This is a genomic window from Roseixanthobacter finlandensis, assembly GCF_043195105.2.
In the GTDB taxonomy this organism is placed as follows: Bacteria; Pseudomonadota; Alphaproteobacteria; order Rhizobiales; family Xanthobacteraceae; genus NCEH01.
In genome coordinates, this window is sequence record NZ_CM195536.1 from 912,978 (window position 1) to 926,272 (window position 13,295).

General features: G+C 65.7%; 15 protein-coding genes. 9 read left to right on the plus strand and 6 right to left on the minus strand.

Annotated elements, in window-relative coordinates:
* Positions 1 to 44: 44 nt before the first annotated feature.
* The 5 genes from V5G24_RS04380 to V5G24_RS04400 form a co-directional block, all read right to left on the minus strand.
* Entirely contained in the window at positions 45 to 383 is a 339-nt protein-coding gene (locus V5G24_RS04380; RefSeq protein ID WP_394079924.1) for an HPr family phosphocarrier protein, read from the minus strand.
* On the minus strand, positions 370 to 771 hold the full coding sequence (locus V5G24_RS04385; protein WP_394046021.1) for a PTS sugar transporter subunit IIA: 402 nt from the start codon (positions 769 to 771) through the stop codon (positions 370 to 372). Before V5G24_RS04385 ends, V5G24_RS04380 begins: the two co-directional genes overlap by 14 nt.
* Positions 772 to 886: 115 nt before the next feature.
* Entirely contained in the window at positions 887 to 1,342 is a 456-nt protein-coding gene (locus V5G24_RS04390; RefSeq protein WP_394079926.1) for an HPr kinase/phosphorylase, read from the minus strand.
* 3 nt (positions 1,343 to 1,345) lie between these two features.
* The gene (locus V5G24_RS04395) at positions 1,346 to 3,151 is read right to left on the minus strand and encodes a sensor histidine kinase (protein ID WP_394080353.1); all 1,806 of its coding nucleotides are present in this window, start codon (positions 3,149 to 3,151) and stop codon (positions 1,346 to 1,348) included.
* A 106-nt stretch (positions 3,152 to 3,257) separates the two neighbouring features.
* On the minus strand, positions 3,258 to 3,959 hold the full coding sequence (locus V5G24_RS04400; RefSeq protein ID WP_394066991.1) for a response regulator transcription factor: 702 nt from the start codon (positions 3,957 to 3,959) through the stop codon (positions 3,258 to 3,260).
* Positions 3,960 to 4,184: 225 nt separating this feature from the next.
* Here V5G24_RS04400 and V5G24_RS04405 point away from each other — a divergent pair, with 225 nt between their 5' ends.
* From V5G24_RS04405 to V5G24_RS04420, 4 genes are all read left to right on the plus strand, one after another.
* Positions 4,185 to 4,916 carry a HugZ family pyridoxamine 5'-phosphate oxidase gene (locus tag V5G24_RS04405; RefSeq protein WP_394079928.1) on the plus strand — a complete coding sequence of 244 codons (732 nt, stop codon included), beginning with the start codon at positions 4,185 to 4,187 and terminating at the stop codon, positions 4,914 to 4,916.
* A 138-nt stretch (positions 4,917 to 5,054) separates the two neighbouring features.
* Positions 5,055 to 6,668, plus strand: coding sequence for a phosphoenolpyruvate carboxykinase (locus tag V5G24_RS04410; protein ID WP_394079930.1), 1,614 nt, complete (start codon positions 5,055 to 5,057; stop codon positions 6,666 to 6,668).
* A gap of 29 nt (positions 6,669 to 6,697) precedes the next feature.
* A complete protein-coding gene (locus V5G24_RS04415) occupies positions 6,698 to 7,537 on the plus strand; it encodes a hypothetical protein (protein WP_509292285.1) in 840 nt (279 codons plus the stop codon).
* Positions 7,538 to 7,733: 196 nt separating this feature from the next.
* Complete coding sequence (locus V5G24_RS04420; protein WP_394079934.1) at positions 7,734 to 9,002, plus strand: MFS transporter; 1,269 nt, start codon at positions 7,734 to 7,736, stop codon at positions 9,000 to 9,002.
* On the opposite strand, the gene V5G24_RS04425 is transcribed toward V5G24_RS04420, so the two are convergent.
* Entirely contained in the window at positions 8,963 to 9,220 is a 258-nt protein-coding gene (locus V5G24_RS04425) for a hypothetical protein (protein WP_394079936.1), read from the minus strand. The genes V5G24_RS04420 and V5G24_RS04425 overlap by 40 nt on opposite strands.
* A 214-nt stretch (positions 9,221 to 9,434) precedes the next feature.
* On the opposite strand from V5G24_RS04425, the gene V5G24_RS04430 reads away from it, so the two are divergent.
* The 5 genes from V5G24_RS04430 to leuD all read left to right on the plus strand — a co-directional run bounded on the left by V5G24_RS04430 (position 9,435) and on the right by leuD (position 13,295).
* Positions 9,435 to 9,605 (plus strand): hypothetical protein, encoded by a 171-nt coding sequence (locus tag V5G24_RS04430; protein ID WP_394079938.1) that lies wholly within the window; start codon positions 9,435 to 9,437, stop codon positions 9,603 to 9,605.
* A gap of 75 nt (positions 9,606 to 9,680) precedes the next feature.
* A complete protein-coding gene (gene leuC / locus V5G24_RS04435; protein ID WP_394079940.1) occupies positions 9,681 to 11,105 on the plus strand; it encodes a 3-isopropylmalate dehydratase large subunit in 1,425 nt (474 codons plus the stop codon).
* Between the two features lie 341 nt (positions 11,106 to 11,446).
* A complete protein-coding gene (locus V5G24_RS04440; RefSeq protein ID WP_394079942.1) occupies positions 11,447 to 11,887 on the plus strand; it encodes a metallopeptidase family protein in 441 nt (146 codons plus the stop codon).
* 104 nt (positions 11,888 to 11,991) lie between these two features.
* Positions 11,992 to 12,612 carry a cytochrome b gene (locus tag V5G24_RS04445; protein WP_394079944.1) on the plus strand — a complete coding sequence of 207 codons (621 nt, stop codon included), beginning with the start codon at positions 11,992 to 11,994 and terminating at the stop codon, positions 12,610 to 12,612.
* Between the two features lie 77 nt (positions 12,613 to 12,689).
* Positions 12,690 to 13,295: a 3-isopropylmalate dehydratase small subunit gene (gene leuD, locus V5G24_RS04450; RefSeq protein WP_394079946.1), complete on the plus strand. Its 606-nt coding sequence runs from the start codon at positions 12,690 to 12,692 to the stop codon at positions 13,293 to 13,295.

A 13,295-nucleotide genomic window follows, 5' to 3' on the forward strand; every position in this document is an offset into this window, starting at 1 on the left:
CCCTTCGGAAGGCGATTGGAAGGGCAAGCGACGGTTTTGCCGCGTTATTCGCCCTCGCCGAAGCGGTCGGCCACCAGGTCCTCGAGTGCCTTGAGCACGGTGACCGCCTCTTCCCCATATGCCGTTACCGTTACGGTGGTTCCGGGCGCGGCGGCGAGCATCATGAGGCCCATGATGGAATTACCGCCCACCGCCTCGCCGTTGCGGCACACCGTGACGGTGGCGTTGAACCGCTCCACGGTCTGCACGAACTTGGCCGAGGCGCGTGCGTGCAGGCCGCGCTTGTTGATGATGGGCAGCACCCGCACCAAGGCGCCGGCCGGCGCCGGCGCGCCGCAGGCCTCGCTTATCTGTTGGTCTGAAGAGGGGTCATTTCCCGGCAAGGACGCGGCTCGCGATGTTGATATATTTGCGCCCGGCTTCCTGGGCCACGTCCACCGCCTCGGAAAGGGGCATCTCGCCGCGCACCTTGGCGAGCTTGACCAGCATGGGCAGATTGATGCCCGCCACCACTTCCACGTCCGGCGCGTTCATGACCGAAATGGCGAGATTGGAGGGGGTGCCGCCGAACATGTCGGTGAGGATCACCACGCCCTGGCCCGACTGGACCCGATCCACAGCGTCGATGATGTCATGCCGCCGTCGCTCCATGTCATCGTCCGGACCAATGGTGACGGCTGCAATCTGGGCCTGTGGGCCCATGACATGCTCCAGGGCGGAGCAGAATTCCGTGGCCAAGCGGCCATGCGTGACGAGTACGAGACCGATCATGTTGCCTCCGCCTCCACCATCAAAGCGATGGAGGCCTCCCGCGCTGCGGGGCGGTCATATTCAGAGCGGCTCAAAAATTACGCAAGGGGTGCATCGCACAAAAGCACCGGACGAATCAGTAAGAAAGCGTCTTGAATGCCGCGGCAACCATCAAGGCGCCGTCGGTTTCTTGCGAAAATGCAATACGGGGCAGGGGGAAGCCCAGAAGAGTGGCAGTTAAATCCGCGTCAGTCGGTAGGCGCGGCATGGCTGAAAAACCAAGATCCACCACCAGGTGCAGCCGCGCTGCATCAATGTGGGGCAGGCGGCGGATGCCGAGTTTGCGCACCTCGATCAGGCCCGCGAGCTCCGGCGGCGGCGCGGCGATCACGCCGGACGCATCGCAGGTGAGCATCACCCGGTCGTCGGCCACCAGTTCGGCCTCCGGCAGCGCGCGCGGCGGGTCCAGGATCAGGCGCAGCGCGAGCATCGATTTTCCGCTGCCCGACGGGCCCCGGATCAGCACCCCCCATGTGCCCACCCGCACGCAGCTGGCATGGATGCTCGGGTGGATGCTGGCGGGGGGCGCCACGGGCTAGCCGTTGGGCAGGCGCACGACGAAACGGGCGCCGGTGATGGTCTCCTCCGCGCCGTCCTTGGACAGGGCGATGCGGTTCTCCGCCCAGATCTTGCCGCCGTGCGCCTCGACGATCTGGCGCGAGATGGAAAGGCCGAGGCCGGAATTCTGGCCGAACCCGTGGTCCGGCCGGTCGGTATAGAAGCGCTCGAAGATGCGGGCGAGGGCGTCAGGCCGGATGCCGGGCCCCCGGTCGTCGACGACGATTTCCGCGCCATCCTTGAGGCGGCGGCAGGTCACCGTCACCGTGCCGCCAGGCGGTGAAAACGAGCGGGCGTTGGAAACGAGATTGTCCACCACCTGGCCGAGGCGCGAGGCGTGGCCGACCAGCGTGAAATCGGCGGCCGCGCCGGGCGCGCGCTCGAATTTCAGCGCCACCTTCACGCCATCGTCCTTACGCACCTCCTGCGCCATGCCCACCACCATCTCCAGCAATTGCTTCAGATCCACCGTCACCGCTTCCTGGCGCTGAAGCTCGGCGTCCAGCCGGCTGGCATCGGAAATGTCGGAGATCAGGCGATCGAGGCGTTTGACGTCGTGCTGGATCACCTCCAGCAGGCGATTGCGGGAATTCTCGTTGCGCGCCAGCGGCAGCGTTTCAACCGCCGAGCGCAGGGAGGTGAGGGGATTCTTCAATTCGTGCGCCACGTCGGCGGCGAAGCTCTCGATCGCCTCGATGCGATTGTAGAGCGCGCTGGTCATGTCGCGCAGCGCGCCGGAGAGATGGCCGATTTCGTCCGAGCGCGAGGTGAAGTCGGGAATTTCCACGCGCGACTTGATACGGCGGCGCACCCGCTCGGCGGCGTCGGCGAGCTTGCGCACGGGGTCGGCGATGGTGCCGGCGAGCAGCACCGAGAGCAGCACCATGACGGCGGCGGCCACCAGGAACACGCGCACGATGACGAAGCGTTCCGCCTCCACCGCCTCGTCGATTTCGCCGCCTTGGGTGGAGAGCAGCAATTCGCCGAGGATGGCCCGGAAGCGCTGGATCGGCACCGCCACCGACACCACCACGCGGCCCCGCTCGTCCACCCGCACCTCGCTGGATTTCTGGCCCAGCGCGGCGGAGGCGACCTCGGGATAATCCTTGCCGCTCTGCGGCCCCAACTCCTTGTAGAGCGGCAGGTCGCCGCGCCCGACCCAGCTTTGCAGGCCGCGCCAGGTGCGCTCCAGCAGGCCGGGTCGCGGCTGGGTGGGCGGCGGCAGGTCGAAGCGCAGGATCTCGCCCTTGGAATAGAGCGAGCGCGTGTCGAGCAGCATCACCCCTTCACGGTCGTAGATGCGCGCGCGGGTGCGGGTCGGGCCGACGAGACGGCGCAGCACCGGGGCCACCCGCTCGGGATTGATGGGGAATTCCAGCGGCGCGAACCCCTCCTCGGAGGGGCCGTAGCTCTCGCCGGCCTGAAGTTCCAGAAGCCGCTCGGGGTCGATCGTGATGGCATTGGTCTCGACCTGCGCGGACGCCGCGATGGCACCGGCGATGATCTCGCCCTGCACCAGCAGGCTCTGCACGCGGGCATCGATCAGTCCGGCGCGGAATTCGGAGAGGTAGAGAATGCCGGAGACGAGCGCGCACAGGCCCGCCAGATTGAGCAGGACGATGCGCCGCGTGAGGCTGGAGAAGCTCTTGAACGCGACGAAACTCGGCAACCGGCGCAGCTTGGCGAGCAGGCTGCGCGGCTTCGGCGGGGCGCCGTCGGCGGAGAGGTCGCCAACGCCGGTATCGTCGCTGCGCTTGCGGCCCCGGGCCTCATAGACGCGCATTTCCTCTTCCGCCTCATCGGCAGCGGGAGAGGGGGGCGCGGCCTTGGCGGAGGCGGTCCACTTCTGGAATATGCTCATGGCGCGGGGCGCCGGGCGGCGCCCGACCTCAGCTTTCCTTGAACCGATAGCCGACGCCATACAGGGTTTCGATCATCTCGAAATTGTCGTCGGCGGATTTGAACTTCTTGCGCAGGCGCTTGATGTGGCTGTCGATGGTGCGGTCGTCCACATAGACCTGATCGTCATAGGCCGCGTCCATCAGGGCGTTGCGGCTCTTGACCACGCCGGGGCGCTGGGCGAGCGCCTGGAGGATCAGGAATTCGGTGACCGTGAGGGTGACCGGCTCGCCCTTCCAGGTGCAGGTGTGCCGCTCCGGGTCCATGCGCAGCAGGCCGCGTTCCAGCACCTTGGCGCTGTCGGTCTCGCGCGGGGCGGTGCCGTCCTTGGCGCCGACGCGGCGCAGCACCGCCTTCACGCGCTCCACCAGGAGGCGCTGGGAGAACGGCTTCTTGATGAAATCGTCCGCACCCATCTTCAGGCCGAACAATTCGTCGATCTCCTCATCCTTGGAGGTGAGGAAGATCACCGGCATGTCGGTCTTCTGCCGCAGGCGGCGCAGCAGTTCCATGCCGTCCATGCGGGGCATCTTGATATCGAGGATGGCGAGATCGGGCGGCGAGGTCTTGAAGCCGTCGAGCGCGGATGCCCCGTCGGTATAGGTCTCGATCCGATACCCCTCAGCTTCCAGAGCGATGGAGACCGAGGTGAGAATGTTACGATCGTCGTCGACGAGGGCAATGGTGGGCATGACACCTCTTTCAAGGTCCTGTGGGCCGTTGTGCGACCGTCTTGGGGTGAACCCGTTTCCCGTGGCCGAAATGTGACACCATGTCAGAATCTCCCACCAAAATAGCGGGAAAACTAGGAAATTCCAAATGGATCGCATCCGCGCCCCATTCTGGGGTCGGGAGCTTTCCGGACTTGACCGCGACCGGCGGGGGCGGAACATGCCCTGCATGGAGGAAACAGCCCCATGACCAGCGACAGGACCAGCGAGATGGACACCGGCGCGCGCGCCGTCCGCATCCTGATGCACGAGGCCGGCTTTGCCGCGCTGGCCACGCTTGAAGAGGGCGGGGCGCCCTATGCGTCGCTGGTCGCGCTGGCGCTCGATGAAGAAGGCCAGCCGGTTCTGCTGCTGTCGCGCCTGGCGCGCCATACCCGCAATTTCCTGCGCGACGCTCGGGTCTCGCTGCTGGTGACCGCGCCCGCCGGTGCCGACCCCCTCAATGCTGGGCGCGCCAGCCTGCTCGGCCGCATCTCCCTGAACGAGGATGCCGATGCGCGCGCCCGCTTCCTGGCCCGTCACGCGACGGCGGCCGGCTATGCGGATTTCGGCGATTTTGCCTTTTATCGGGTGGAGGTCGCGGAAGCCCATCTGGTGCAAGGCTTTGGCCGCATCCTGACCGTGCCGGGACCCGCCGTGACCACGGATTGGACGGGTGCCGAGCCGGTGCGGGCGGCGCAGGCCGGGATCATCGCTCATATGATTGCCGACCATGCGGACGCCATTGCCCTGTATGTGCAAAAGCTTCTCGGGGCGCCAGGCGAGGGGTGGAGCATGGCCGCGCTCGATCCCATGGGATGCGACCTCCAGCGCGGTGGCGCAGTGGTGCGGCTGGAATTTCCGGAGCGCGTCACAAGTGTTGCTGCGGTGCGGCAAGTTTTTGTTGCGCTTGTGGAGCGTGCTCGTAGCGCAGCATAAATTCGATTTAATCGTTTCGATCGCAAAGGAAGTGAGTTCACACGCGCGAAACACCGATTTAGTCTGCGCCCTCCCGCGGTAACAACGCCCGCGGCGACAAGGCCCCCAGCATCATGCTGCGGAAGAGGGAGACTTTCGGTGCTCGAAACTGGATTTCGCAATAGCGCGTGCGGCGCTGAGAGCTTCGGCCTGCGCCATCTCACGGGCGTGCACTGGAACCTGAACGCGCCGGCGCTTTACGAGCACGCGCTGGAACGCCTGGAAGGGCGGCTGGCCGCCGGCGGGGCGCTGATGGCCGAGACCGGGGTCCATACCGGCCGCAGCCCCAAGGACAAGTTCGTGGTGCGCGACGCAGCGACCGAGGGCGAGGTGTGGTGGGACAATAACGGCGCCATCACCCCCGGGCAATTCGAGACGCTGTATCAGGACTTCCTCGCTGCGGCCGAGGGCAAGACCCTGTTCGCGCAGGATCTTTACGGCGGCGCGGACCCGGCTTACCGGATCCGGACCCGCGTCTATACCGAGTTCGCCTGGCACTCGCTGTTCATCCGCACCATGCTGCGTCGGCCCGAGCACGCGGAGCTGGCCGACTTCGTGCCCGAGATGACCATCATCGATTTGCCGAGCTTCAAGGCCGATCCGGCGCGCCATGGCGTGCGCAGCGATACGGTGATCGCGGTGGATTTCGCCCGCAAGATCGTGCTGATCGGTAATTCCTCGTACGCCGGCGAGATGAAGAAATCGGTCTTCACCTTCCTGAATTACCTGCTGCCCGCCAAGGGTGTCATGCCCATGCATTGCTCGGCCAATGTGGGGCCAGACGGGGACGTGGCGGTGTTCTTCGGCCTCTCCGGCACCGGCAAGACCACGCTTTCCGCCGATCCCGCCCGCACGCTGCTGGGGGACGACGAGCACGGCTGGGGCGCGGACGGCGTGTTCAATTTCGAGGGCGGCTGCTACGCCAAGACCATCCGCCTGTCCAAGGAGGCCGAGCCGGAGATTTTCGCCGCGTCCGACCGCTTCGGCACGGTGCTGGAGAATGTGATCCTCGACCCCATCACCCGCGTGCCGGATTATGACGATGGGCGGCTGACCGAGAATACCCGCTCCGCCTATCCGCTGGATTTCATCCCCAATGCCAGCCCCACCGGGCGGGCGGGCCAGCCCAAGAACATCATCATGCTGACCGCCGACGCGTTCGGCGTGATGCCCCCCATCGCCAAGCTGACGCCGGCGCAGGCCATGTATCACTTCCTCTCCGGCTATACCGCGAAGGTCGCCGGCACGGAAAAGGGCGTGAAGGATCCGGAGGCGACCTTCTCCACCTGCTTCGGCGCGCCCTTCATGCCGCGCCATCCCTCCGTCTACGGCAATCTGCTGCGCGATCTGATCGCCGGGCACGGTGTGGATTGCTGGCTGGTGAATACCGGCTGGACCGGCGGCAAGTTCGGCGTCGGGCGGCGCATGCCCATCAAGGTCACGCGCACTTTGCTGTCGGCGGCGCTGGACGGCTCGCTGAAGGATGTCTCCTTCCGCACCGATCCTTATTTCGGCTTTGCCGTGCCGACCTCGGTGCCGGGCATCGAGCCGCATGTCCTCTATCCCTCCAAGACCTGGGCGGACAAGGCCGAGTTCGACGCCACGGCGCGCAAGCTGGTGGCGATGTTCCAGGACAATTTCGCCAAGTTCGAAAGCCATGTGGACGCGGCCGTGCGCGCCGCCCAGCCGGAAGTGCGGCTCGCCGCCGAGTAAGGCTTCAGACTGGAAGCGTGTCAGGCGCTTTGGCCAGGATCGGCGGGATACCACCCGCCGATCCTGTTTTTTCTCGTACCGGCTGCAGCAATCACATGGCGGAACTCGTCTCCATCGAACAGGACCAGCGTCTGGTGGTGCTGGCGCGGACGCTGGATGCGCCCTCGGCAGCCGCCAGGGAGGCCATGGAGCGGGCGGCCCGCGCCTGGAGACCCCTTGAGCCGACCTGCCTCGGCCGCGCGCTCTATCGCCATCATTCGATCTTCAAGGGTCAATCGGATGCGCCCGTTTGGAGCCACGCCGAGTTCATCTATTTTCGCGACATGGTTCCAGGCGAGGTGATCGACCAACTTGTCCATCTCCAGCAGCCGTCCGGCGTGCGTGTGTTGCGCGCCGAAATCCTCGTCACGACGCCGGCCTCTTTCATCTTTCCGCAGGGCTGGGCGGGGTCCTCTCATCGCCCACATCGCAAGCCCTCCATTGAATATCTCGATGTCGATGTCGCCTGTCTTCGCGATTATCGAGAGATCATGCGACGCTACATCGGGCCGGCGGCCTCAAAGCTCGTCGCCATGGGAAAGCTCGGCACATTCAGAACCATGGAGACCGTGGCCGTTCTCTTCCAGGATCCTGCACTTGGAGCCACCTGGAACCAGATTCACCTGAGCGAAGTGGATGCTGAAGGCTTTAAGGGGTTCGGGCAGGAACTGGACGCAGCGCTCCGGGAGATTTCGCCGGAGGGCGGCTTTGCGGGCGTATTCGCCGGGCTCGACCGGATGCGGACCATTCCCCGATGGACGCTGAACGATCCCGTCCTGGAGGCGGACGTGGGGGTCGGCGAATGGGCCGCCACCTGCGCTGAGCGTTGATCCTGTCAGAAACCGGACACGACGAGCGGGCGCGCTGTGAGGGGCGATGAGGGGCCTCGCGTTCTCCTGCTTGACCTAAAGCTTTGGCGTGGAACCGAACCCAAAGCCTGGCGTTGGTGCGGCGATCGGGTTTGATCGTGGCGGCCGATCCGACCGCCAGACCAGCGGCCGGGGACGGATGGACGGGCTGGGCATCATGAGCGATCAGGTGGGGATGGCGCGGCGTCGCTCGACGCGCGCCCTTTCGGCGGTCAATTTCTTCCTCGCCGATGTGCGCGACGGCCTCGGGCCGTTCCTCGGCATTTTCCTGGTCGGGCAGGGATGGGCGCCCGATACCATCGGCTATGTGATGACTGTGGGCGGCCTTGCCGGGATGCTGGCGACCACGCCGCTCGGTGCCCTCGCCGATGCGACGCGCCACAAGCGGGCGCTGATCGCGGCCTGCGCGGTCGCGGTGATGGTGGCGACCCTCGCTTTGCTGGCGGTGCCGAGCTTCTGGTTGACCGCCAGTTCCCAGGTCGCGACCGGCATCGCGGCGGCGGCGATCGGCCCGGCGATCGCGAGCCTGACGCTCGGCCTCGTGGGGCAGGCCGGCTATGCCCGCCAGCTCGGCCGCAACGAAGCCTTCAACCATGGGGGCAATCTCGCTGCTGCGGCGCTGGCCGGAGGTTTCGGCTATGTGTTCGGGGTCACGGCGGTGTTCGTGATCATGGCCGTGATGGCGGTGGGGTCGCTCGCCGCGCTCGCCTTCATCCGGCCGCAGGATGTCGATTATCAATCGGCCCGGGGGCTCGAGTCCGGGGCGGATGCGGCGGGGCCGGCGCCGATCTCGGTCCTACTCACCTGCCTTCCCCTCCAGGTGGTCGCGGCAACCCTGCTGCTATTTCATTTCGGCAATGCCGCCATGCTGCCGCTGCTCGGACAGGCGATCGCGGCCAAGGGCGGCGCGGATCCGAGCGCTTACACCGCCGCCACGGTGGTGATCGCGCAATTGACCATGATCCCCATGGCGCTGCTGGCCTCACGTCTCGCGGGAACGCGCGGCTATTGGCTGGTGCTGCTGCTGGCCCTGCTCGCCCTGCCGGTGCGGGGATTGATCGCCGGCCTCTGGCAAAGCCCCTATGCGCTCGTCCCGGTGCAGATTCTCGATGGGGTGGGGGCAGGGCTGCTCGGGGTCGCGACGCCGGGCCTCGCGGCCCAGATCCTGCGCGGCACGGGCCATGCCAATGTCGGCCTCGGCGTGGTGCTCACCTGCCAGGGGCTCGGCGCGGCGCTGAGCCCGGCGCTTGCCGGCTTTCTGGCCGCGCGGTTCGGCTATGGCGTTGCATTCCTGGCGCTTGCGGGCGTGGCGCTCGCCGCGCTCGCCCTTTGGGTCATCGCCTCCGGGTCCATCCGCGCCGCCATTGGGGCGACGCCGGGGCAGGGTCAGCGCAGCGCACAGCCCGAGGTGGCGTCGGAAGCATAGGCACCCTGGTCGAGGAAGCGGAGCGCCGTCGCCCGCGGAGCGCAGGGGTCGGCGGCGGCAAGTCCCGCCGGCGGCGAAAGCGAGGCCGTGGACATCTCCTGCGGCGTCTGCGCGTGTGCTTCGGCCTCATCGGGCGCGGCCGCCCGGCCCAGATCGCCGAATATGGCCGCGCTCGCGGCAACCATGAGCGCGCTGAGGACATAGCCTTCCAACCGCATGATCCCTCTCCGTCCGGTGCCCCGCCCGCGATCCTGTTCCAGCCAACAATATCTGCTGCGACGCAGCAATCACCTTGGGATCATGGCTCGCTTTTGGGCTCTGAGGCCGATGCAGATCTTTGCGGTATCAGGGAAGGCACTCGTTTTGCAGCGCAGCGTTCAGTGCATGGCTCTCTCCATTGTCCCGCCACGCTGGAACTGCTAAAAAAGCCGCATGAACCGTTCCGATCCGTCCTGCATGCGCCTGTCCAAGGCGGCGTTCTGTGCCGCAGGACCCTTCGCGCGCACGACCATCGAATTTGCAGCGGTGCCGGACCATGTGCGTATGCCGGGCCGCTTCTTTGGCCGGTTCACCACCGCCGCCCTGGCCGCGCTCGTTCGCTGACCTCTTCAATTTTTCGTCATCGAACCGGCTTGCCGCGCCTGCGCGGACGAGCGCCCGATCCTCAGGACATTCCCCATGACCGAGCCCAATAGCGCCCCGCGCACCCTCTACGACAAGATTTTCGACGACCACGTCGTCCACCGGCAGGAGGACGGCACCTGCCTGCTCTATATCGACCGCCACCTGGTGCATGAAGTCACCAGCCCGCAGGCGTTCGAGGGCTTGCGCATGGCCGGCCGCAAGGTGCGCGCCCCGGCCAAGACGCTCGCTGTCGTCGATCATAACGTGCCCACCACCGATCGCAGCCAGGGCATCGACGATCCCGAGAGCAAGCTCCAGGTGGAGACGCTGGCGGAGAACGCGGCCGAGTTCGGGGTGGAATATTTCAACGAACGCGACGTGCGCCAGGGCATCGTCCATGTGGTGGGCCCGGAGCAGGGCTTCACCTTGCCCGGCACCACCATCGTGTGCGGCGACAGCCACACCTCGACCCACGGCGCCTTCGGGGCGCTCGCCCACGGCATCGGCACGTCCGAGGTGGAGCATGTGCTCGCCACCCAGACGCTGATCCAGAAGAAGGCCAAGAACATGCGGGTGACGGTCGACGGGCCGTTGCCCGAGGGCGTCGGCGCGAAGGACGTGGTGCTCGCCATCATCGGCACCATCGGCACGGCGGGCGGCACCGGCTATGTGATCGAATATGCCGGCGACGCCATTCGCGCGCTCTCCATGGAAGGGCGCATGACGGTCTGCAACATGTCCATCGAGGGGGGCGCCCGCGCCGGCCTCGTGGCGCCGGACCAGAAGGCATTCGATTACATCATGGGCAAGCCCCGCGCGCCCAAGGGCGCGGAATGGGACGCCGCGATGCGCTTCTGGCAGACCCTCTACAGCGACCCCGATGCGCATTTCGATGCCGAGATCCGCATCGACGGCGCCAATCTGCCGCCCATCGTCACCTGGGGCACCAGCCCCGAGGATGTGATCTCTGTGGAGGGCCTCGTGCCCGATCCCGACCTGATCGCCGACGAGGGGAAACGGGATTCCAAGAAGCGCGCGCTGGCCTATATGGGCCTGACCGCGGGCACGAAGATCACCGACATCCATGTGGACCGGGTGTTCATCGGCTCCTGCACCAATGGGCGCATCGAGGATTTGCGGCAGGCGGCGAAGATCATCGAGGGGCACCGCGTCAACGCAAATGTGAACGCCATGGTGGTGCCGGGGTCCGGTCTGGTGAAAGTGCAGGCCGAGGCCGAGGGGCTGGACAAGATCTTCCGCGCCGCCGGTTTCGAGTGGCGCGAGCCGGGCTGCTCCATGTGCCTCGCCATGAATGCCGACCGGCTTTCGCCGGAGGAGCGCTGCGCCTCCACCTCGAACCGCAATTTCGAGGGACGCCAGGGCCATAAGGGCCGCACGCACCTCGTCTCCCCCGCCATGGCGGCGGCGGCGGCCATCGCTGGTCATTTCGTGGACGTGCGCCACTGGCCGAACGGCTGATATGCGAAAAAGGGCCAGCCCAGTGGGCCGGCCCTTTAACCGTATGCAGATGAAAATTCGACAGGTCTGGTAAAATAAAACCCGTCAGCCGATAAGGGCCGAGGTCACGAAGGTCGCCGCGTGGGCTTCCTGCGGGGCCAGATACGCGGCAACGCCTAAAATTGTCACCAGAGCGCCGGTGACCGCCAGTTTGCGCAGCATGGTCACTCTCCTGAATGCTTCTGGTGGTTAAACATCCCGGCAGCGTTAATGGTTCCGAAACCATAGTCACGGGTTCGAGACCTTGGGCGCGACTTCAGGCAGGTGCCGGCGCTGCGTCGGCGAGAGGGAGCAGGAAAGCGATGCCCAACGGGTCCACGGCCAGAACCAATGCCATCGCGTGGCGCACCCGCGAGGCGCCGTCGCTGGAAGCCTTTGAGATCCTTGCGGAGGATGCCTTCGCCCGCCTGCCCGAGAGCTTCCGCGCCCTGTGCGGCGGCGTGGTGCTGCGGGTGGAGGATTTTCCCGAGGACGATGTGCTCGAGGAACTGGAAGCGGAATCGCCGTTCGATCTCCTTGGCCTGTTTCAAGGCGTGGGCCTGGCGCAGGCCGGGGCGATTTCGGAAACCGGGCGCCTGCCGAATATGGTTTTTCTCTACCGCCGCCCAATTCTGGACTATTGGTCGGAGAATGAGGAAACCCTGGGGGAGATCATCGCGCATGTTCTGATCCATGAGATCGGCCATCATTTCGGCCTTTCGGATGACGACATGGAGCGCGTGGAATCGCAGGTCGAAGACTAGGGCACGTTCGGCGAACACCGTTTCGCCGAACGTGCCCTAGTCTTTTATTTTGACGCGTTTTCTTAACGCAAAATCGGAATCCACTTTTGCTGAAAACGCTCTAGATGGGCGCTGGACGCGGCGGATACCGCTCGGTACACAGGTTCGGCTTTTACAGGAACGGTGCAATGCGGGATCTTGTTGCTCAAAGTCGCTATACTGTGATGATGCGATCGCTGCATTGGCTCACCGTGGCGCTCGTCCTCACGGTGTATGGCCTTACCTATGTGGTGGACCTGTATGCGCGCGGCACACCGGAGCGCGGCGCGGTGTGGGGCCTTCATGTTTCCTTCGGCCTGGTCCTGCTGGTGGTGGTGCTCGCGCGGCTCGTGGTGCGGGCGGTGGGGCCGCTTCCCGCCGCCGCGGATGCGTTGTCACCGCTCATTTCGATCGCCGCGCATGCGGTCCACATGGCGCTTTATGCGCTGCTGATCGCGACCCCCGTACTTGGCATCGGCATGAAGTTCCTGCGCGGGCAGAGCATCTCGCTGTTCGGGCTGCTCACGATTGCCTCGCCGCTCACGCCGGACCGGGAGTTCGCGCGGCAAGTTCTCTGGGTGCATGAAAACAGCGCGAACCTGCTGATGATCGTGGCCGCGCTTCACGCGCTCGCCGCGCTCTACCACCATTTCATCCGCAAGGACGATATCCTGCAACGCATGTTGTTCAGCACGGGCCGGCGCTGAAGCGCGGGCGGATTGGCGCGGCGCTTCAGCCGCGCCGGAACAAGCGGGCCGAGGGCCCTGAAGGGAGCCGGAAGGCAATGGAAAAATTCACCACGGTCGAAGGCGTCGCGGCGCCGTTGAAAATGGTCAATGTCGATACCGACATGATCATTCCGAAGAATTATCTGAAGACCATCAAGCGCACCGGCCTCGGCAAGGGCCTTTTCGCCGAGATGCGCTATAAGGACGACGGCAGCGAGAACCCGGATTTCGTGCTGAACACGCCGGCCTATCGCACGGCGAAGATCCTGGTGGCGGGCGACAATTTCGGCTGCGGCTCCTCGCGCGAGCATGCCCCCTGGGCGCTCCTCGACTATGGCATCCGCTGCGTGATCTCCACCTCGTTCGCGGACATCTTCTACAATAATTGCTTCAAGAACGGCATTCTGCCGGTCGTGGTATCCCAGGAGGTCCTCGACAAGCTGTTCGACGACGCCAGCCGCGGATCCAATTCCACCCTCACGGTGGATCTGGAGGCCCAGGAGATCCGCGGGCCGGACGGTGGCACCGCGCGTTTCGAGATCGACCCCTTCCGCAAACGCTGCCTGCTGGAAGGGCTGGATGATATCGGCCTCACGCTGGAGAAGGGCGCCAGCATCAACACCTATGAGGCGACGGCGGCCGAGCAACGCTCCTGGCTGTGA

Excerpts from the sequence above, each read along its gene's own strand:
- V5G24_RS04395 (WP_394080353.1), bottom strand. The coding sequence starts at position 3,151 with ATGCGCGTCTATGAGGCCCGGGGCCGCAAGCGCAGCGACGATACCGGC.
- V5G24_RS04420 (WP_394079934.1), top strand. The coding sequence starts at position 7,734 with ATGAGCGATCAGGTGGGGATGGCGCGGCGTCGCTCGACGCGCGCCCTT.
- V5G24_RS04430 (WP_394079938.1), top strand. The coding sequence starts at position 9,435 with ATGAACCGTTCCGATCCGTCCTGCATGCGCCTGTCCAAGGCGGCGTTC.
- V5G24_RS04400 (WP_394066991.1), bottom strand. The coding sequence starts at position 3,959 with ATGCCCACCATTGCCCTCGTCGACGACGATCGTAACATTCTCACCTCG.
- leuD (WP_394079946.1), top strand. The coding sequence starts at position 12,690 with ATGGAAAAATTCACCACGGTCGAAGGCGTCGCGGCGCCGTTGAAAATG.
- leuC (WP_394079940.1), top strand. The coding sequence starts at position 9,681 with ATGACCGAGCCCAATAGCGCCCCGCGCACCCTCTACGACAAGATTTTC.
- V5G24_RS04445 (WP_394079944.1), top strand. The coding sequence starts at position 11,992 with ATGGGCGCTGGACGCGGCGGATACCGCTCGGTACACAGGTTCGGCTTT.
- V5G24_RS04440 (WP_394079942.1), top strand. The coding sequence starts at position 11,447 with ATGCCCAACGGGTCCACGGCCAGAACCAATGCCATCGCGTGGCGCACC.
- V5G24_RS04425 (WP_394079936.1), bottom strand. The coding sequence starts at position 9,220 with ATGCGGTTGGAAGGCTATGTCCTCAGCGCGCTCATGGTTGCCGCGAGC.
- V5G24_RS04405 (WP_394079928.1), top strand. The coding sequence starts at position 4,185 with ATGACCAGCGACAGGACCAGCGAGATGGACACCGGCGCGCGCGCCGTC.
- V5G24_RS04385 (WP_394046021.1), bottom strand. The coding sequence starts at position 771 with ATGATCGGTCTCGTACTCGTCACGCATGGCCGCTTGGCCACGGAATTC.